The organism is Mesorhizobium sp. M0293 (assembly GCF_040321735.1).
Lineage (GTDB): Bacteria > Pseudomonadota > Alphaproteobacteria > Rhizobiales > Rhizobiaceae > Mesorhizobium.
Genome location: NZ_JAMYSA010000022.1, coordinates 25,965 through 44,473 on the forward strand (window position 1 = coordinate 25,965; position 18,509 = coordinate 44,473).

Consider the following 18,509-nt stretch of genomic DNA (forward strand, 5'->3'; position numbering starts at 1 on the left):
CGTCATGGCCAAGCCCGAACAGACGAACGTGCGCACCATGGTCAGCGCGCCGTCGCTGTCGCCCGCCACCATCGCCAAGCCTGACCTGATCAGCGTCGAACAGGCCAAGGCGATGGACGTCGCCCGCATGACCGACCTGTTCAAGGCGCATCTCAACCCCGGCCAGCTGCATTTCATGAAGCTGCTAGGCTTCCACAAGATCAAGATCGAGCGCGCCGAAGGCATGTTCTACATCGACCAGAATGGCCGCAAGATCCTCGACTTCTTCGGCGGCTTCGGTTCGCTGGCCTTCGGCCACAACCATTCGCGTATTCTGGAAGCACGCAAGAAATTCCAGGAGGAGAAGCGCCAGGAAATCGCCATCGCCTTCATGTCGCAATATGCGGCGGCCCTTGCGCACAACATCGCGAAGTGCTCGCCTGGCGATCTCGACATGGTGTTTTTGGGCTCGTCCGGCTCGGAAGCCATGGAAGCGGCGGTGAAGCTCGCCGAGCGCGCCGCCGGCCCGAAGCGACCGAAGATCGTTTATGCCGAGAATTCCTTCCACGGCAAGACCAAGGGCGTGCTGGGCATCACCGACGGCCAGCTTTACCGCGCCGACTTCAAGATGGCCGACAACACCGTCCGCATCCCCTTTGCCGACATCGAAGCCGTCGAGCGCCTGTTCCGCTCCGACCCCGAGGTCGGCGTCATCGTGCTGGAGACCATCCAGGGCGGCGGCGGCATCATCCAGGCGCCGGCCGAATACTGGCAGAAGCTGCGCACGCTTTGCGACCAGTATGGCGTGCTGTGGGTCGCCGACGAAGTGCAGTGCGGCTACGGCCGTTCGGGCCGCTTCTATGCCTTCGAGCATTACGGCGTCATTCCCGATGTGACGGCGCTGGCCAAGTCGCTCGGCGCCGGCAAGGCGGCGGTCGGCGCCATGATTGCCCGGCGAGAGGTCTACATGAAGGCCTATGGCACGCCGAAGACGGCGATGATCCACGCCATGGCGACCTTCGGCGGCATGGGCGAGGCCTGCGTCACCTCGATAGAGGGACTCAACGTGCTCTATGACGAGGGGCTGATCGACAATGCCGCCGTCACCGGCGACTATTTGCTGCAGCGGCTGCAGGCGCTCAGGGAAAAATACCCGAAGATCATCAAGGATGTGCGCGGCAAGGGTTTTATGATCGGCCTGGAGTTCCACGACTTCTCGCAGACCTTGCCGATGGTGCTGCGGCCGATCGTCAGCGTGCTCGACGACAAGCTGAAGGGCTCGCTGTCCGGCTTCGTCGGGGCGCTGCTGCTGCGCGATTATGACGTGCTCGTCGCCTTCACCGAATACAACCGCAACGTCATCCGGCTCGAGCCGCCACTGATCTGCCAGCGTGAGCATGTCGACCGCTTCGTCGATGCCTTCGACAGCCTGCTGTCGCGCGGCATCGTGTCGATCGTGAAGGACTTCGTCAAAAGCCAAGTCCGTTAAGCGAAGGCGCCGAGCAAGACCATGCTGACCAAGTCTCCCGCTCCGAAAACCCCGCTCGACCGGCTTACCGAGGCCGGTCTGGCGTGGGGCGAGGGGACTTATACGCGGCTGGCAGCACCGATCGGCGCGGCGACCTTCGCGCTCTACATCCTTTTGACGGCGTTTACGGCATGGGTGATGCCGGACGCCAACTGGGACATGCTGCCCTATCTCGCCATATCAGAGGAACGCACTTATCCCGATGCGCAGGCACTGCACGACTACGCCTACAATACTGTCAAATCAGGCGTTTCGGCCGGCGACTACAAGGCGCTGACCGATGATGGCGGCGGTTTTCGCAGCCATATGACGGAGAATGCCGCCGATTTCCATTCGCTGCTCGGCATGTACCGGATCAAGTTCCTTTATGCCGAGATATTGTCGACACTGAGCGCGGTAATGTCGCCGGTCGAGGCGATGCGCCTCGTCTCGGTGTTGTCCGTGGTGCTGTTTGGCACGATCACGTTGCTCTGGCTGCGCTCCGAGGGCGCGCTGGCCTTGGCGCCTCTGGTCGGCGCGGTGATGATCATGGCCGATTTCGGCGATGCGGCGCGTGCCTCGACGCCAGACCTGTTGTGCTCGGCGCTGTTGCTGGGCGGGCTTTACGCCTATGTCCGCGGTCGCGAGGTGGCAACGGCGATCCTGCTCTTCCTCGCCTTCATGGTGCGGCCGGACAATATTGTTTTCCTTGCTGTTTTCGCGGTATTGCTGGTCGCCTTCCGGCAGAAGGCATGGGGCGCGCTGGTCGGCTTTGCTGCGTCCTTCATCGCCTATTTCGCCATTTCGCACTGGGCTCATCATCCCGGCTGGTGGCCGCATCTGTGGTTCTCCAGCATCGAGCAGCATTACAATATGGACGGGTTTGAGCCGCCATTCTCGGTTGCAGCCTATCTCAGGGCCTTTGCCACCTCGCTGTTGCGTGCCGTCAGCCTGAACAGCTGGGTCGGCGTATCGGTGCTGGCACTGGCCGGCTGGTACGCGGCCGGTCGCGCAGGCTTCCGCCTCGATCGCCGCGCCGGCATCCTGTTTGCGGCGCTGGTGCTCGGTGCGCTGGCGAAGTTCACCGTCTTCCCGATTCACGACACGCGCATCTATTTCCCGCATCTGATCCCATCCTTCCTGCTGCTGGCGACGCCGCTCATGGCTCTGTGGGCAACGGCGGGGCGTGGCCAGCATCGCCCCACCTTGCAAATCATTCCTGGAGACAAGCCATGAGTTCGGTATCCAGCCTGGCGCGCGTAGCCCTGTCGCTGGGGCTTCCGGCCGGTCTGCTCGATCGCGGGCCGTCGCTGCGCGGCACGAAGTTCCTGGCCAAGGCGGCGCTGAAGGCGCGTTTCGGTAGGGCAGGGCGGCCATTTCAGATGGTCAATGTCGGTGCCTGCGACGGCGCGCTGTTCGACGATGTGACGCCGTGGCTGCACCGTATTCCGGGCGCGCGCGCCATGCTCGTCGAGCCGATCCCGTATAATCAGAAGAGACTGCGCGCCAACTATCGCGACACGGACCGTTTCATCATCGAGCCGGTGGCGGTGACAAAGGCCAAAGGCACGATCACCGTCCACACCTTCGATGCCGCAGCACTTGAGGCCGGCACGCTGCCCATCGAGTTCATCGGCTGCTCGTCGGTCACCGACACCAATTTGATGTCGGGCAAGAATGCCTGGGGCGAGGCCGACATCAACTTCAACAAGTTCGCACCGCATCTCAGGGATATCGAGGTGCCGTCGGAAACGCTGCAGACATTGCTCGACCGCAACGGCATCACCCATATCGACGCCTTCCTGGTCGATTGCGAGGGCGCCGACTGGATCGTCTTCGAACAGCTCGACCTCAAGCGCTACCGCCCCGGCATGATCAAGGTTGAGGTCGGCGCGCTGCCGGCGGCGGAGATCGGCCAGGTCGTGGTCAAGCTCAAGACGGCGGGCTACCAGGTCGGGTTCCAGGCCGAGGATGTCTGGGCGTTTGCGTGAGTTGGCTCCACCTCGGAAAGCGAACCGCCCAAGGCGCCCGACGTGAACCATTTCACCCGATGGTCGCTCGGCTTTTTGCTAATGTCGCAAACAGGCTTCATCAGGCCCATCGCTCCGCCCTATAGTCCGCCCGCTTTATCACTTTGGAGTCGCGGGCAATGGCAGAGTTTCCGAAAAAGGCGAAGGTCGTCATCGTCGGCATGGGCGGTATTGTCGGAGCATCGATCGCCCATCATCTGATCGAACGCGGCTGGGACGATATTGTCGGCATCGACAAGTCAGGCATCCCAACCGATATCGGCTCGACCGCGCACGCCTCCGACTTCTGCTACACGACCAGCCACGATTTCCTGTCGTGCTGGACGACGCTCTACTCCATCGATTTCTACGAGAAGATGGGCCACTATGCGCGCATCGGCGGGCTTGAGGTCGCACGTGTCGGCGACGACAGCCGCATGGAAGAAATCAAGCGCAAGATCGCGTCGGCCAAGGCGTTTGGCACGCGCGCCCGGCTGATCGAGCCGGCCGAGATCAAGGAAAAATTTCCGCTTATCGAAGAAGCGATGGTGCAGGGCGGCCTGTGGGACCCGGACGCCGGTCTCGTCATTCCGCGCTCGCAGACCGTCGCCGGCAAGCTGGTCGACCAGGCTGAAGCGTCGGACAAGCTGAAGTCCTTCGCCAACACGCCGGCCCGATCGCTTGTCGTCAAGGACGGCCGCATATCAGGCGTGGTGACCGATCGCGGCACCATCGAGGCCGATTATGTCATCGTCTGCGCCGGCATCTGGGGCCGGCTAATTGCCGAAATGGTGGGTGAGGACCTGCCGGTCATGCCGATCGATCATCCGCTGACCTTCTTCGGCCCGTACAACGAGTTCGCCGGCACCGGCAAGGAGATCGGCTGGCCGCTGCTGCGCGACCAGGGCAACTCGGCCTATATGCGCGACACAGGCGATCCCAGGACCGCTGAGGGCGGGCAGATCGAATGGGGCTACTACGAGGAGACCAATCCGCGCCTTTGCCACCCGCGCGACCTGCTTGAGAAGGACCAGGCGCGGCTTTCACCCTCGCAGCGCGATCTCGACATGGAACAGATCCTGGCGCCGCTCGAACGCGCCATGGAGCTGACGCCGATCCTCGGCGAACTCGGCTATAACGAAAGCCACTCCTTCAACGGTCTCTTGCAGGTGACCGCGGATGGCGGCCCGTCGATGGGCGAAAGCCAGAAGGTGCGGGGCCTGTGGTATGCCGTCGCCATCTGGGTCAAGGACGGCCCCGGCATGGGCAAGCTGATCGCCGATTGGATGACCGACCGCCGAACCGCGATCGATCACCACGCCATCGACTATGCGCGCTTCTATCCGCACCAGACTAAGGAGCAGTTCATCTGGGATCGCTGCACCGAAACGGCGATGAAGGTCTACAATCCGGCGGTGCATCCGCGCGAGCCTTTTTCCAAGGCCCGCAACATCAGACGTTCGCCGTTCTGGGAGCGCGAGAAGGAACTCGGCGGCTATTTCATGGAGCTGGGCGGCTGGGAGCGCGCCCATGGTTATGCCGCCAACGAGCATCTGCTGGAAAAATACGGCAACCGGGTGCCGGTGCGCGAGAACGAGTGGGACAATCGCCATTTCTGGCGCGTCTCCAATGCCGAACACCTCGCCATGAGCGAGGATGTCGGTATCGTCAACCTGTCGCACTTCGCCATGTACGACATCGAAGGTCCCGACCATGTCGCGTTGCTGGAATGGCTTTGCGCGGCCAAGATCGGTGGCGACAACAATATCGGCAAGGGCATCTACACCCACTTCCTCGACGAGGAAGGCATGGTGCGCGCCGACTTTACCGTCATCCGCATGGCCGACCGCTGCCGTTTGATCGACGGCGCCGACGCCGGCCCGCGCGACTTCCAGTACATGCGCCGCACCGCACAGGACAAAGGCTTTAACGTCACCATCACCGACGTGACCGAGAAATACGTCACCATCGGCATCTGGGGGCCGAACGCCCGGGCAACCCTGCAGAAAGTTGTCGAGAATCCGGACGGGCTTTCGCATGAGAATTTCCCGTTCGCGGCGATCAAGCCGGTCAGGATTGGCGGCAAGGATGTCACGGCTTTCCGCATCTCCTATGTCGGCGAGCAGGGCTGGGAACTGCATATGCGCTACGAGGACGGCCTTGCCGTCTGGGATGCGTTGCGCTCGACCGGCGTGATGCCGTTCGGCGTCGAGACCTATGCCAATACGCGCCGCATGGAGAAGAGCCTGCGCCTGCAGAACGCCGACCTTTTGACCGAGTACAATCTGCTCGAAGCGGACCTCGCTCGTCCGAAGGTCAAGGAGAACGATTTTTGCGGCAAGGCCAAGCATGTCGAATACCGCGCCCGCGAGCACCAGCCGGCCATGCTGTGCACGCTTGTGATGACCGAAAACGTCGATTCCAAAGGCGTTGCCCGTTATCCCGTCGGCACGATGCCGGTGATGGACCCGAAGACCGGCGAAACGCTGGTCGATGAGCTCGGCCGGCGGTCTTTCACCACGTCGATGGCCTATGGCCCGACCATCGGCAAGAATATCGGTCTCGCCTATCTGCCGTGGGCCTACGCCCAGGAAGGCCGCAAGCTCACCATAGAGTATTTCGGTGAGACATATCCCGTCGAAGTGGCTGCCGTCGGTTACAAGCCGCTCTACGACCCTGAGAACCTCAAGCCGCGCAGCTGATCGCTGCAGGATTGTGAGCGCGAAGCCCGGCTCCTGGTCGGGCTTTTCTCTTTTTAAACGGGCTGTTTTCGCTTACCCTTGCGGAATGTCTGCTTTCTCGTGCGCAAGACATTTGCTCTCAGGCAGCGCCGCTCTAGCGCTGATGTTCTTGCTGATGCCAGCGGCCCAGGCGGATGAGCCGGTCGATGTGGAATTGGTGCTGGCTGTCGATGTTTCGCTGTCGATGTCGCCGGACGAACTCGAGATCCAGCGTCACGGTTATGCAGCGGCGCTGACGCACGACAATGTGCTGCAGGCCATTGCCGATGGCGCCCACGGCAAAATCGCCGTCACCTATGTCGAGTGGGCCGGCACCAGTTGGCAGCGCGTCATCGTGCCGTGGACGGTGATTGCCAGCCGCGCTGACGCGGAGCGAGTGGTTGCGCAATTGTCCGCCCAGCCTCCCAACAGTGCGCGGCGAACTTCGATCTCCGGCGCGCTCGAATTCGGCAACGACCTCTTTGCCGAAAGCGGCTACCAGGGGACAAAGCGGGTGATCGACATTTCGGGCGATGGTCCCAACAACCAGGGCGCGCCTGTCAACCTCACTCGCGACGAGCTGATCAAGCAAGGCATCGTCATCAACGGCCTGCCGCTGATGACCCGAGGCGGCTTCACTGGCGCCTACGACGTCAACAATCTCGATCGCTACTACAGCGACTGCGTCATCGGCGGCCCCGGAGCCTTCATGATCCCCGTCAACGACTGGACGCAGTTTCCCGAAGCCATCCGCCGCAAACTGGTGCTGGAACTCGCCGGCCCGGCCTCGCCGCAATGGGCGGTGGCAGAAGCCGCGCATCCGCCGGTGGTGTTGGCGCAGGACAGTCCCGCCACAGACTGCCTGGTCGGCGAGAAAATGTGGCGCAACCGCAGCTGGATGTTCGACAGCCGCTAGGCGACAGGGGTTACGAACGGTCCCTTCGCAGCCTTCGCCGGCGCGTTGGCTGACGGAGCATCAAACGAAAACCCGCCTGTGCGGCGGGTCACTGGCGCAAATCAGCACCATGGATGAATATGTACCATAGCTGAGGGCACGGGGTCAAGAAAAAATTCCTATCCTAAAAAGCTGCCGGCACAAAAGCTGCCGACACCGCCGAACTGGCTGTCGTCAGGTCTTTTGTTAAGCTGAGTTCGGTGCCCTACGCCAGGCGGCCAAAGCATTGGCAAAATGGCCGGACCGCGCTATCCAGCCGGAGGGGGCCGCGGTCGAAACGGAGGAAACATCAGATGAAACGTCTAGCCATCCTGACTGCTGTCGCGTCCGTGCTTTTTGCAGACGGCGCGAGCGCCCAATACAATGACGAGCCCGCCTGCATGATGTTCGAGCACGCGAATTTTCGCGGACGGTCCATCGGTATGGGCCCCGACGATTCCGTGAACTTTCGCGGCGGTCAGTTCTGGAACGACCGTGTCTCGTCGGTGATCGTTCGCCGCGGCTGCACGCTCGTTGCCTACGAGGACTCGCGCATGGGGGGCCGCTCGATCGAGATACGGCGCAGGATCCGCGATTTTGGTGGCAGCGACTGGAACGACCGCATCTCCTCGGCGGAGTGCTACTGCAACGACTACTGAAGGCCATGCTGGGTTTCGGGCCGCCCGCACCTGTTCGGGCTGCCGATCGAGCTGCCTTCGCCACCAGGCCTGCCGGGTGCCTCACCAAGCTGTTCATTGACAAGCCGACTAGCGTCTGTGAGACAATTTCCTCAGCGAAAACAAAAGGGGAACTGACATGACCAGGATCGCCGCTCTTGCTGCAACATTGACACTTGCCGCCGGTCTGTCCGCACCGGCGATGGCCGCCACTTCGGTTACCATCGGCATCAGCGGCTGGACCGGCTTCGCGCCGCTGACGCTTGCCAAGCAAGCGGGCATCTTCGAGAAGCACGGCCTGAACGTGACCTTGAAGAAGGTGCCGCAAGCGAGCCGGCCGCTCGCCATAGCCAGCGGCGACCTGCAATGCGCCGCCACCACGGTCGAGACCTGGCTGGTGTGGAACGCCAGCGGGGTCACCACCAAGCAGATCTTCCAGCTCGACAAATCCTATGGCGCCGACGGCATCGTTGCCCGCAACGACATCAAGACCGTCGCCGATCTGAAGGGCAAGAACGTCGCGTCCTCGGCGCCGGGCACGTCGCCCTATTTCATGCTCGCCTGGGTGCTGAACAAGAACGGCATGTCGACCAAGGATGTGACCGTCGTCAATCTGGAGCCGGATGCGGCAGCACAGGCCTTCCTCGCCGGGCAGAACGATGCGGCGGTGACCTATGAGCCGTTCATCTCGGCGGTGCGCGACAAGTCCGACCAGGGCCATATCCTGGCGACCACACTCGACTATCCGATGGTGCTCGACACGGTCGGCTGCACGCCCGAATTCCTCAAGGCCAATCCCGATGCCGCCAAGGCGCTGGCCGACAGCTATTTCGAAGCGCTCGACCTGATCAAGAGCGATCCGCAGAAATCCTATGAGACCATGGGCGCCGACGTGAAGCAGTCGGCCAAGGAGTTCGAGGATTCGGCGAAATACCTGAAATGGGCAGACAGGGCGGAGAACAAGCAGTTCTTCACCAAGGAATTCCAGGACTTTTCCAAGACCGCCGGCGAACTGCTGCTGCAAATGGGGCTGATCAAGGAAGCGCCCGACGTCGCCACGCTGGCCGACACCAGCGCGGTGTCGAACTGACAGTCCGGCCTTTGACCATCATGCGGCGGCGCCTGGCGCCGTCGCCTTCTCCTGGACAAGTGACGAAGATGGGGACGATTTGACGATGCGCCCCTTGCATCCAGTCTCGCCGGGCATCCGAACCGTGCTCGGCATTTCCTTCTTCGTGCTGTTCGTCGCCTTCTGGGCGTGGATCACGCTCGGCGGCCACGTCAACCGCATCTTCCTTGCCGATCCGCTGTCGATGCTGAAGGACGGCTGGCGGCTGCTGGTCGAGGACCGTTTCTGGCTCGACATACTGATCACCATCTGGCGGGTTTTCGGCGGCTTCCTGCTGGCGTCGGTTGTCGCGATGCCCATCGGCATCGCGATGGGCGCCTGGAAGCCGGTGGAGGCGTTTCTGGAGCCGTTCGTCTCCTTCGCCCGCTATCTGCCGGCCTCGGCCTTCATTCCGCTGCTCATCCTGTGGGCCGGCATCGGCGAGTTGGAAAAACTGCTCGTCATCTTCGTCGGCTCGGTGTTCCAGATCATCCTGATCATCGCGGTCAAGGTCGGCAGCACACGACGCGACCTGGTCGAGGCGGCCTATACGCTGGGCTCCACCAACAACGGCATCGTCAAACGGGTGATCATGCCGGCCAATGCGCCCGAGATCGCCGAGACGCTGCGGCTGGTGCTTGGCTGGGCCTGGACCTATGTCATCGTCGCCGAGCTGATCGGCTCGTCCTCCGGTATCGGCTACATGATCATCAACAGCCAGTCGCGGCTGGCGACGGGACAGATCATCTTCGGCATCATCGTCATCGGGCTGATCGGGCTGTTGTCCGATTTCGCCTTCAAGGCATTCAACCGCTGGCTCTTTCCGTGGAGCCTGGCGTGAGCAAGCTTCTCATCGAAGGCGTCTCGCGCACCTTTGCCGGCGTGCGCGGCGGAGAGCCGGTCAAGGCTTTGATGCCGATCGACCTGGCGGTCGCCGCCAACGACTTCATCACCATCCTCGGGCCGTCCGGATGCGGGAAGTCGACACTGCTTCGGATTGTCGCCGGCCTGGAAGCACCGAGCGAGGGCCGCGTGCTGCTTGACGGCAAGACGGTAACCCGGCCGGGTCCGGACCGTGGCATGGTCTTCCAATCCTACACGCTGTTTCCCTGGCTGACGGTTGCCGAAAACATCGCCTTCGGCCTGCGCGAACGCGGCATGCCTGAAGAGGAGCGGGATGGGATCGTCGCTTCCTATGTCGATCTTGTCGGCCTGAAGGGGTTCGAGAACCATTGGCCGAAGCAGCTCTCCGGCGGCATGCAGCAGCGCACGGCGATTGCACGGGCGCTGGCCAACGATCCCGAGATACTCTTGCTGGATGAGCCGTTCGGCGCCCTCGACAACCAGACCCGCGGGCTGATGCAGGAGCTGCTGCTCGGCATCTGGGAACGCCGCAAGAAGACGGTGCTGTTCGTCACTCACGACATCGAGGAGGCGATCTTCATGGCCTCGCGCGTCATCGTGATGACGGCGCGGCCCGGCCGCATCAAGTCGGATGTCGCCATCGACCTGCCGCACCCGCGCCATTACACGCTGAAGACCAGCCCGGAATTCTCGGCGCTGAAGGCGCGGCTGACGGAGGATATTCGGGTCGAGGCGATGCGCACGGTGCAGGTGTAGACAGCTTGGCTCACACTGGATCGCTATCGGAAAAGATGCTCGGCTCGCTCAACAGGCGTTTCAGGCGTGAAAGGTCACGCGTCGAGGCATCCAGAGCCGCCATGAACGCAGCCCATTTCTTCGCGTCGAGGCGAAAGCTGCGCCGGTCGGCCAGTTTTTCGGATCGGGTCGTTCTCTTACTCACGTGACACCTGATCAGGCCGCCAGCAACTGCTTGCGGTCGACGCGCTCCTGCTGCGGCGAGCGGGCGTAGAGTTCGCGGTAGCATTTGGAGAAATGCGAGGCCGAGACGAAGCCGCAGGCGACCGCCACCTCGACCACCGGCATCGACGACTGGATCAGCAGGTGCCGGGCGCGGTCGAGCCGGATTTCGAGATAGTAGCGGGCAGGGGAGCGGCCCATCTCGGTGCGGAACAGCCGCTCGATCTGACGGCGCGACAGGTCGACATGGTCGGCGATCTCGATCAGCGACAGCGGCTCGGAAAGATTGCCTTCCATCAGTTCGATGATGGTCAGCACTTTCGAGTTCTGGACGCCGAGGCGGGCGCGCAGCGGCAGGCGCTGGCGGTCGGTGGGGCTGCGCACGCGGTCGGTCAGCACCTGCTCGCAGACGCGGTTGACGAGGTTTTCGTCAAAGTCGTCGCCGATCAGCTTCAGCATCATGTCGAGTGCCGCTGTGCCGCCGGCGCAGGTGTAGATGTTCTGGTCGATCTCGAACAGGTCGGCGAAGACATTGGCCTTCGGGAACGCCTCGGAAAAGCCCGGCAGGTTTTCCCAGTGGATGGCACAGCGCTTGTTGGACAAAAGGCCGGCGGCGGCGAGGATATGCGCGCCGGTGCACAGACCGCCGACGGCGACGCCCCGATTGTACTCCTCGCGCAGCCAGGCGAAGGCCGACTTGTTCTGATAGCGCTCGACATCGATGCCGCTGCAGACGATTGCCATGTTCGGCCGGTCGGGACCTGCCATCTTCTTGCGCTCATCCTCCAGCGAGGTGTTGACTGCGCATTCGACCCCGTTCGAGGCGCGCACCGGCTTGCCGTCGATGCTGGCGAGGCGCCAGCGGTAAGCCTCGTAGCCGAGCATGCGATTGGCCGAGCGCAGCGGGTCGAGCGCGGTCGCAAAAGCGATCATGGTGAAATCGGGGACAAGGAAGAATACAAACGATCGCTTGATCGGATGCTTTACGGCGTTCAAGGGAACCTCACACAGCCATGGCGCGAACAGGATGTCGCGAATAGCATAGCGACATCAGGAAAAACCATGTCTGTCAATCGGCTACGCCGCCCGGACAAGATTAAATTTGCGACATGGGTCGCAAATGGGCAATTGGTGTGCGGCAATGCCCCGGGACACAGCACCAACTGTTCAAGAGATGGGCAAAGTGCGCATAGGCAACAAAAACGCCGCCTTGACTGGAGCGAGGCGGCGTTACAGTTTCAAAGCAGCGGCAGGGATGCGCTGCCCCTAAAAATCTTCAGGCGACGAAGCCGAGGCGCGCCGCATTCATGGCGCCAGTCTGGCCGGGCATGGTGTTGGCGAGACGCTGACGCTCGAGAGCGGTGGTCAGGTTCATTTCGCGGCGGGCGAAGAGGCGTGCAAAAAGCTTCATAATCATCTCCATTTGTTGCTCAGACGGGTCGCCTTCGCTTGATGGAGTGGGGCAGCTCGTTTGCTGGCGGTGATATAGGCTTGTGTAAGCAGAAACTAAATCGCAAAAGCGAAGCACTTGATATGAAATACGACATCGATTGCGACAAAATTGGGCAAGATGCCCGAAATTTACGATTGTTTACAACGAATTAATTGGAAACAGGAGCTGCCATGCGGCTTTCTCATATGCGTCATGCACGGGCGACATGGCTCCGAAACTCATTTGAATGCAAATAAAATAGAGAAGGCCTGCCGGGCGGGCTGCGCGGCAGGCCTTCAGCACATGGTACACACGATCTACTTTGCTCCAGCCCAGGATCCGACGCCATGGCGTGCATTGGTCTTGGTGTCGGAAGCTTCGGGCCAGCCGATATCCTTCTGCAGTTCGATCGGCAGGGAGCGGATGGCGCGTTCGGTCTGGTAGCGGGCGCGGGCCGCACTGAATTCGGTCGCGATCCGACCGAGGGACGACAGGATAGACATTTCATTCTCCTTTGGTGGCTGGCGGATGCCAGACAGCGCGTTGGTTATGTCAGGTCTGTTTCAACTTCATTTCGTGTCGAATGCAGGTCTGTGTCGAGGTCGTTTCATGGCTGCTTGTGGCAGCTACCTGCTTCGATGGAGTTGACTATCCTCCCAATCTGATGTTCAATCAAACGAAATGGAATGATGCTTTGTATCAGAAAAATTGAAGGTCAGTTCCCATGAACGCCCCACTCAATCATCCGCTGCCGCTGCTCGATCTCGACGTTTTGCGCACTTTCGTGGCGATTGCCGAGACCGGCAGCTTCACCACTGCCGCCAATGCGGTCTTCCGCACGCCGTCGGCCGTCTCGATGCAGATCAAGAAGCTGGAGGACATTCTCGGCCGCTCGGTGTTCGCGCGCGACGCCCGCTCGGTGTCGCTGACCACGGACGGCGAAATGCTGCTCGGCTATGCCCGCCGGCTGCTGTCGATCAACCGCGAGGTGGTGTCGAAGTTCATCATTCCCGAGATTGTCGGGGTGGTGCGGCTTGGTTCGCCGGACGACTATGGCGAGCGCGTGCTGCCGCATGTGCTGAAGCGTTTCGCGCAGTCGCATCCGTCGATCGCCGTCGACGTCACCATCGACCAGAGCAGCAATCTGCGCCGGCGCATGGACGATCGGGCGCTCGACATCACGCTGTTGACCAATTCCTACAAGACCAGCGCGCTCGGCGCCGAGGTGCTGCTGACAGAGCCGATCGTCTGGGCTGGCGCCAAGGGCGGCTGCGCGCATCTGCGCGAGCCGCTGCCGGTGTCGTTGTGGGAAGAGGGCTGCGCGTGGCGGGCCGGAGCGCTCGATGCGCTTGGCCGCGAAGGCCGCAACTACCGCATCGCCTATATGAGCGCGCACACGGCCGGCCAGCGCGCCGCGATCATGTCCGATCTCGCCGTGGCGCCGCTGCCGAAATCATTCCTCGGCAACGACATGGTCGAACTCTGCCCGAAGGACGGCATGCCCGACATCGGCACCTACAATCTGGCGATAGTGGTGGCGCCGGACGCCAGTGCGCCGGTCAAGGCCGTCGCCGACCACATCCGTGCGACCTTCGAAGTGTTCCGGGAAACCGGCAAGTTCTGATCCGCCAGCAGCGCCGGATCCAAGGAGAAAAGCACTATTGCGCCGCCTCGGCGGAGGGCGCCTCAAACCTTGTCTCCGCATCTTGCCTGACCGGCGAGCGGTTCTCATTGAGAAACGCAACGATGTGCTGGCGGGCGCGGCGTGCCTCCGGCATATCGATCAACGGCCAGACATGGAACATGCCTTGCTCATAGACGACATCGACTTCGACGCCGGCGGCGCGCGCTTTCTCAGCGAAGATCAGATTGTCGGGGCTGAGCAGGTCGTGCGAACCGGTCAGAAGCAGCGTTTTCGGCAGCACCGACAGATCGCCATAGACCGGGCTGATATGCCAGTCGCTGCGGTCGATGCCGGCGCTGTACATCCGGATCGCTTCCAGGCCGCCGGGAATGCCAAGCCACGGATCGTTGCGTTCGGCCTCGAACAGCTTGGGGTTGGAAAGGGACATATCGAGGCCGGGTGAAATCAGCACATGTCGCGACGGCAGCGGCAGAGCCTGCTCGGCCGCCATCATGGTCAGCACCACGGCCATGTTGCCGCCGGCGGAATCGCCCATGAAGACGATGTCTTCGGCCTCCGTCTCGTCGAGCATCTGGCGGTAGACGTCGCCGACCATGCCGAACATGGCATGGAAGTCGTGTTCGGGGGCGATGGGATAGATCGGCACGGTGATGCCGTAGCCCAGCCGATCCGCCATGTCGGCAATCAGATGCCAATGATAGGGCGTGATTTCAAAGACATAGGCGCCGCCGTGCAGATACAAAATCCGCTTCTGCTCACCGGTCCTCGGAGCGATTTCATAGACGGGGAAGCCATCGACCGTATGCATCCCGATGTCGAGACGCTGGTGCAGTGAGGCAGGCGGCTGGTGGTTCTCGGTCTTGCGCGCGGCAGCGATCCAGCGCTGCAGGTTCTCCGGGCTGGCAAACGCCTGCTTGCGGCTGTGCCTAAGGACAAACGACACGACGTGGCTTTTCAAACTTGGCATGCGAATACACGAACTTCGGCTAAAGCCGACTAAGAGAACCCCCGCTATCTCCGAAGATCGTGCCGTGGCCGAAAATGTCAAGATTTGCACCGTGTCTACACGGTGGTGTGATCCGCGCCGCAGTGCGGCGCGGCAAAAGTGCGGCACGCAGCCGGTTGCTGGTGGTCGCCGGGGACATGCGAGATCCTCGGCGTCTGCCGAGCAATTTGCATTTGTCGGCGAAGGTCATCAGCGCGACGTACCCAGAAGCAGCGAGGTAAGCGCGACTTGCGGATCGTTCGGCGGCGATGCCGGCCAACCAATGTCCTTCTGGACATGCGCCGGCAGGCTGTTCAGCGCGCGGATCGCCTTGTTCCTGGCGTGGGTCTGCCTGATGGTCACACCGAAGCGACCGAGATTTCCGAACATCGACATTTTCATCTCCCTTGAAGAACGGCAGCGGCCGACGATTATCTTCGACCGCCGTTCGATGCCCCGGTAAATGCACCTGCCATGTATCGGATGGATTTCGCGAAAACAGCGTTTCGGTTTCCGGATCAGGCGATCCGGAAACATTTGCATGCAAATGAGTTTGGAGAAGCGGCGGCCTGGGTGCGGCCGCTTATTCGCGGCCGCGCCTTGCCGCGTGGCCTTCGCGCGAACGCCGGCGAGGCGCGGCGTCGCCGGCAACGCCATCCTCGCTGACCGTCTTGCGCGGCGGCAGTTTCACCGCCGCCGACAGTTTCGGGAACGGATCGACCTTGTTGGGCAGCGCCATGGCGTAGACGAAATGCTCCTGGAATTTCGGTTCCAGCGCCGTCTCGATCTTCTCGATCTTGCTGACCGTGTCCTCGATCTCGCGGCGATAACCGCGGTTGAGCAGCGCCATGCGAGCGCCGGCGCCGGCAGCGTTGCCGACCGCGGAAACCTTGTCGAGGTCGCAATCCGGGATCAGGCCCAGCACCATGGCGTATTTCGGATCGATGAAGGAGCCGAAGGCGCCGGCGAAATGGATGCGGTCGACATGGTCGGTGTTCTGCTTTTCCATCAACAGCTTGGTGCCGGCATAAAGCGCCGCCTTGGCGAGCTGAATGGCGCGCACGTCGGTCTGGGTGATGGTGATCTTCGGCCCATCTTCCTTCAATTCGGCGGAGCCTTCCTTCAGCACGTAGGAGAAGGTGCGGCCGTTGGCGGTGACGCGCGGCGAGCGGGCCGAAAGTCCGCCGTCGATGACGCCGTCTTCCGAGATGATGCCGGCGAGATACATCTCGGCCACCACTTCGATGATGCCGGAGCCGCAGATGCCGGTGACGCCGGTCGCCTGCACGCTTTCGAGGAAGCCCCGCTCGTCGGACCACAGCTCCGAGCCGATAACGCGGTACTTTGGCTCCAGCGTGTCGGGATCGATGCGCACGCGCTCGATGGCGCCGGGCGCGGCCCGCTGGCCGCCGGAGATTTCAGCGCCCTCGAAGGCCGGGCCGGTCGGAGAAGAAGCAGCCACGACCCGCGCACGGTTGCCGAGCACGATCTCGGCATTGGTGCCGACATCGACGATCAGCATCATCTCGTCCTGGCGATGCGGACCTTCCGACAGCGTCACCGCCGCCGCGTCCGCACCGACATGGCCGGCGATGCAAGGCAGCATGTAGAGCCTGGCGCCCTGGTTGAGCTTCAGGCCGATGTCGGATGCCTTGATGTGCACGGCACCCGAGACGGCGAGCGCGAAGGGGGCGCCGCCAAGCTCGGTCGGATCTATGCCGAGGAACAGATGGTGCATGATCGGATTGCCGACGAAGACGGAATCCAGGATGTCGTTGCGCTGCACATTGCCTTCGGCGCAGACCTTGTCGACGAGACCGGAGATCGCCTCACGGACGGCGACCGTCATGCCTTCGCGTCCGTCCGGGTTCATCATCACATAGGAGACGCGGCTCATCAGATCCTCGCCGAAGCGGATCTGCGGGTTTGAGGTGCCGGACGAGGCGGCGACGCGACCCGACAGCAGCGACACCAGATGCATGGCGATGGTGGTCGAGCCGATATCGCAGGCGAGCCCATAGGCTTCGTTCTTGAGGCCGGGCCAAAGTGCCACGACGCGCGCGGTCTCGCTGTCGGCATCCTTGTAGATGGCGGCGGTGGCGGTCCAGTTGCCCTTGCGCAGGATGCCTTGCACCTGCGGCAGCAGATAAAAATCGAAATCGAGGCTTTTCAGACCCCAGTCGTGCATCAGCGCGATCTTCAGGCGGTCGAGATCGCCAAGCGGCTTGTGCATGTCGGGTTCTTCGATCTCGACATAGCACATGCGGATCGCTGAATCGCGGGCGATCACCCTGGTGTCGGCATCCTTGCGGATGGTCTGCGCGTTGATGACCGTATCTTGCGGTACGTCGATGACGAGGTCGCCGAGGATCTGCGCCGAGCAGGAGAGGCGGCGCCGTTCGGGCAGGCCGCGGACGCGCTCGTAGCGCTCTTCCTTGGCACCCTTGGGCGTGATGTGATCGTTGGAGGAAACGATCTTGTGCTTGGCGAAATTGCCTTCCTGCACTTCGATCTGGCAGCGCCCGCAGGTGGCGCGTCCGCCGCAGACGCTTTCGACATAGACGCCGAGCTGGCGCGCGGCATCGAGCACGGGCGTGCCGACAGGAAACCGCCCGCGCTTGCCCGATGGCATGAACAGCACGAGCGGGTCGGTGATGTTTGCAGGTGAATTCACGATTGCGCGCTTATCCTCGACCCATACGGGCTTCACGACCGCCACGGCGACGGCCACCATTATTGGCGCCTTCGCCTGGCGTGTTGACTTGTGTCGGGGCGGCAACCGCCTGGCCGCCTTCGGCCGGCTTGTAGTCCTTGTAGGTCCTGATCCAGTTGGTGCAGTTCTCGTCGGTGCCGTTCAGCACATTGGCGCCGCGCACGGCTTCCATTTCCTGCGGACGCACCGGGTTCATGATGGCTGATGTCATGCCGGCGCCGATCACCATCGGGATGAAGGCGGCGTTGATGCCGTGGCGATGCGGCAGGCCGAAGGAGATGTTGGACAGGCCGCACGTGGTGTTGACCTTGAGCTCTTCACGCAGGCGGCGCAGCAGCGCGAACACCTGGCGGCCGGCATCGCCCAGCGCGCCGATCGGCATGACCAGCGGGTCGACGACGACGTCATGCGCCGGGATGCCGAAATCGGCGCAGCGCTCGACGATCTTCTTGGCGACGGCGAAGCGCACGTCCGGATCCATCGAGATGCCGGTCTCGTCGTTGGAGATGGCGACGACGGGCACGTTGTACTTCTTGACCAGCGGCAGGATGGCTTCGAGCTTTTCTTCCTCGCCGGTGACGGAGTTGACCAGCGGACGGCCCTTGGCGACCTTCAGCGCGGCTTCGATCGCAGCGGTGACCGACGAGTCGATCGACAACGGCAGGTCTACCAGTCCTTGCACGATCTCCAGCGTCTGCACCAAAAGGCCGGGTTCGGTCTCGTTCGGGTTAACCGAGGTGACGCCGGCATTGACGTCGAGCATGGTGGCGCCACAGGCTGCCTGCTCAAGCGCGTCCCTGATGACGGTCTCGAAATTGCCCGCGATCATCTCGGCGGCCAGCTTCTTGCGACCGGTCGGATTGATGCGTTCACCAATCACGCAGAACGGCTGGTCGAAGCCGATGATGATTTCTCGGGTCGCCGAGGCGACGATGGTACGGGTCATGAAGTCTCTCCGCCATGATATAAAGATTTCTTT

The 18,509-nt window shown here is 62.3% G+C and carries 18 protein-coding genes; 10 read left to right on the forward strand and 8 right to left on the reverse strand.

The window, feature by feature from the left end:
- Positions 1-37: 37 nt before the first annotated feature.
- The 9 genes from NKJ06_RS11105 (at position 38) to NKJ06_RS11145 (ending at position 10,554) form a co-directional block, all read left to right on the forward strand.
- Positions 38-1,468: an aspartate aminotransferase family protein gene (locus NKJ06_RS11105; protein ID WP_352633117.1), complete on the forward strand. Its 1,431-nt coding sequence runs from the start codon at positions 38-40 to the stop codon at positions 1,466-1,468.
- A 21-nt stretch (positions 1,469-1,489) separates the two neighbouring features.
- Entirely contained in the window at positions 1,490-2,722 is a 1,233-nt protein-coding gene (locus NKJ06_RS11110; RefSeq protein ID WP_352633056.1) for a hypothetical protein, read from the forward strand.
- On the forward strand, positions 2,719-3,477 hold the full coding sequence (locus NKJ06_RS11115; RefSeq protein WP_352633057.1) for an FkbM family methyltransferase: 759 nt from the start codon (positions 2,719-2,721) through the stop codon (positions 3,475-3,477). Before NKJ06_RS11110 ends, NKJ06_RS11115 begins: the two co-directional genes overlap by 4 nt.
- 158 nt (positions 3,478-3,635) lie before the next feature.
- On the forward strand, positions 3,636-6,197 hold the full coding sequence (locus NKJ06_RS11120; RefSeq protein ID WP_352633058.1) for a GcvT family protein: 2,562 nt from the start codon (positions 3,636-3,638) through the stop codon (positions 6,195-6,197).
- Positions 6,198-6,282: 85 nt separating this feature from the next.
- The gene (locus NKJ06_RS11125) at positions 6,283-7,131 is read left to right on the forward strand and encodes a DUF1194 domain-containing protein (protein WP_352633059.1); all 849 of its coding nucleotides are present in this window, start codon (positions 6,283-6,285) and stop codon (positions 7,129-7,131) included.
- A gap of 332 nt (positions 7,132-7,463) precedes the next feature.
- On the forward strand, positions 7,464-7,808 hold the full coding sequence (locus NKJ06_RS11130) for a peptidase inhibitor family I36 protein (protein ID WP_023757764.1): 345 nt from the start codon (positions 7,464-7,466) through the stop codon (positions 7,806-7,808).
- A 157-nt stretch (positions 7,809-7,965) separates the two neighbouring features.
- Positions 7,966-8,916, forward strand: coding sequence for an ABC transporter substrate-binding protein (locus tag NKJ06_RS11135; protein ID WP_352633060.1), 951 nt, complete (start codon positions 7,966-7,968; stop codon positions 8,914-8,916).
- Positions 8,917-9,001: 85 nt separating this feature from the next.
- A complete protein-coding gene (locus tag NKJ06_RS11140; protein WP_352633061.1) occupies positions 9,002-9,775 on the forward strand; it encodes an ABC transporter permease in 774 nt (257 codons plus the stop codon).
- Positions 9,772-10,554: an ABC transporter ATP-binding protein gene (locus NKJ06_RS11145; RefSeq protein WP_352633062.1), complete on the forward strand. Its 783-nt coding sequence runs from the start codon at positions 9,772-9,774 to the stop codon at positions 10,552-10,554. The genes NKJ06_RS11140 and NKJ06_RS11145 overlap by 4 nt, the downstream gene beginning before the upstream one ends.
- Before the next feature lie 10 nt (positions 10,555-10,564).
- Here NKJ06_RS11145 and NKJ06_RS11150 read toward each other — a convergent pair whose 3' ends face one another.
- From NKJ06_RS11150 to NKJ06_RS11165, 4 genes are all read right to left on the reverse strand, one after another.
- Entirely contained in the window at positions 10,565-10,738 is a 174-nt protein-coding gene (locus NKJ06_RS11150; RefSeq protein ID WP_352633063.1) for a type II toxin -antitoxin system TacA 1-like antitoxin, read from the reverse strand.
- Positions 10,739-10,749: 11 nt separating this feature from the next.
- Complete coding sequence (locus NKJ06_RS11155) at positions 10,750-11,688, reverse strand: GlxA family transcriptional regulator (RefSeq protein WP_352633118.1); 939 nt, start codon at positions 11,686-11,688, stop codon at positions 10,750-10,752.
- Positions 11,689-12,031: 343 nt separating this feature from the next.
- On the reverse strand, positions 12,032-12,166 hold the full coding sequence (locus tag NKJ06_RS11160; RefSeq protein ID WP_013531161.1) for a hypothetical protein: 135 nt from the start codon (positions 12,164-12,166) through the stop codon (positions 12,032-12,034).
- A gap of 338 nt (positions 12,167-12,504) precedes the next feature.
- Positions 12,505-12,690 carry a hypothetical protein gene (locus NKJ06_RS11165; protein ID WP_352633064.1) on the reverse strand — a complete coding sequence of 62 codons (186 nt, stop codon included), beginning with the start codon at positions 12,688-12,690 and terminating at the stop codon, positions 12,505-12,507.
- Between the two features lie 221 nt (positions 12,691-12,911).
- Between NKJ06_RS11165 and NKJ06_RS11170 the strand changes: the two genes are divergently transcribed.
- Positions 12,912-13,811, forward strand: a complete 900-nt coding sequence (locus tag NKJ06_RS11170; RefSeq protein WP_352809790.1) for a LysR substrate-binding domain-containing protein — start codon at positions 12,912-12,914, stop codon at positions 13,809-13,811.
- 34 nt (positions 13,812-13,845) lie between these two features.
- Here the strand turns inward: NKJ06_RS11170 and NKJ06_RS11175 are convergent, their stop codons facing one another.
- The 4 genes from NKJ06_RS11175 to NKJ06_RS11190 form a co-directional block, all read right to left on the reverse strand.
- A complete protein-coding gene (locus NKJ06_RS11175) occupies positions 13,846-14,799 on the reverse strand; it encodes an alpha/beta hydrolase (RefSeq protein WP_352633065.1) in 954 nt (317 codons plus the stop codon).
- A 228-nt stretch (positions 14,800-15,027) separates the two neighbouring features.
- The gene (locus tag NKJ06_RS11180; protein WP_352633066.1) at positions 15,028-15,213 is read right to left on the reverse strand and encodes a hypothetical protein; all 186 of its coding nucleotides are present in this window, start codon (positions 15,211-15,213) and stop codon (positions 15,028-15,030) included.
- A gap of 187 nt (positions 15,214-15,400) precedes the next feature.
- Entirely contained in the window at positions 15,401-17,551 is a 2,151-nt protein-coding gene (locus tag NKJ06_RS11185) for an ASKHA domain-containing protein (protein ID WP_352633067.1), read from the reverse strand.
- The gene (locus NKJ06_RS11190) at positions 17,502-18,476 is read right to left on the reverse strand and encodes a methyltetrahydrofolate cobalamin methyltransferase (protein ID WP_352633068.1); all 975 of its coding nucleotides are present in this window, start codon (positions 18,474-18,476) and stop codon (positions 17,502-17,504) included. The genes NKJ06_RS11185 and NKJ06_RS11190 overlap by 50 nt, the downstream gene beginning before the upstream one ends.
- Positions 18,477-18,509: the final 33 nt, after the last annotated feature.

Excerpts from the sequence above, each read along its gene's own strand:
- NKJ06_RS11105 (WP_352633117.1), top strand. The coding sequence starts at position 38 with ATGGTCAGCGCGCCGTCGCTGTCGCCCGCCACCATCGCCAAGCCTGAC.
- NKJ06_RS11110 (WP_352633056.1), top strand. The coding sequence starts at position 1,490 with ATGCTGACCAAGTCTCCCGCTCCGAAAACCCCGCTCGACCGGCTTACC.
- NKJ06_RS11115 (WP_352633057.1), top strand. The coding sequence starts at position 2,719 with ATGAGTTCGGTATCCAGCCTGGCGCGCGTAGCCCTGTCGCTGGGGCTT.
- NKJ06_RS11120 (WP_352633058.1), top strand. The coding sequence starts at position 3,636 with ATGGCAGAGTTTCCGAAAAAGGCGAAGGTCGTCATCGTCGGCATGGGC.
- NKJ06_RS11125 (WP_352633059.1), top strand. The coding sequence starts at position 6,283 with ATGTCTGCTTTCTCGTGCGCAAGACATTTGCTCTCAGGCAGCGCCGCT.
- NKJ06_RS11130 (WP_023757764.1), top strand. The coding sequence starts at position 7,464 with ATGAAACGTCTAGCCATCCTGACTGCTGTCGCGTCCGTGCTTTTTGCA.
- NKJ06_RS11135 (WP_352633060.1), top strand. The coding sequence starts at position 7,966 with ATGACCAGGATCGCCGCTCTTGCTGCAACATTGACACTTGCCGCCGGT.
- NKJ06_RS11140 (WP_352633061.1), top strand. The coding sequence starts at position 9,002 with ATGCGCCCCTTGCATCCAGTCTCGCCGGGCATCCGAACCGTGCTCGGC.
- NKJ06_RS11155 (WP_352633118.1), bottom strand. The coding sequence starts at position 11,688 with ATGATCGCTTTTGCGACCGCGCTCGACCCGCTGCGCTCGGCCAATCGC.
- NKJ06_RS11160 (WP_013531161.1), bottom strand. The coding sequence starts at position 12,166 with ATGAAGCTTTTTGCACGCCTCTTCGCCCGCCGCGAAATGAACCTGACC.
- NKJ06_RS11165 (WP_352633064.1), bottom strand. The coding sequence starts at position 12,690 with ATGTCTATCCTGTCGTCCCTCGGTCGGATCGCGACCGAATTCAGTGCG.
- NKJ06_RS11170 (WP_352809790.1), top strand. The coding sequence starts at position 12,912 with ATGAACGCCCCACTCAATCATCCGCTGCCGCTGCTCGATCTCGACGTT.
- NKJ06_RS11175 (WP_352633065.1), bottom strand. The coding sequence starts at position 14,799 with ATGCCAAGTTTGAAAAGCCACGTCGTGTCGTTTGTCCTTAGGCACAGC.
- NKJ06_RS11180 (WP_352633066.1), bottom strand. The coding sequence starts at position 15,213 with ATGTCGATGTTCGGAAATCTCGGTCGCTTCGGTGTGACCATCAGGCAG.
- NKJ06_RS11185 (WP_352633067.1), bottom strand. The coding sequence starts at position 17,551 with ATGGTGGCCGTCGCCGTGGCGGTCGTGAAGCCCGTATGGGTCGAGGAT.
- NKJ06_RS11190 (WP_352633068.1), bottom strand. The coding sequence starts at position 18,476 with ATGACCCGTACCATCGTCGCCTCGGCGACCCGAGAAATCATCATCGGC.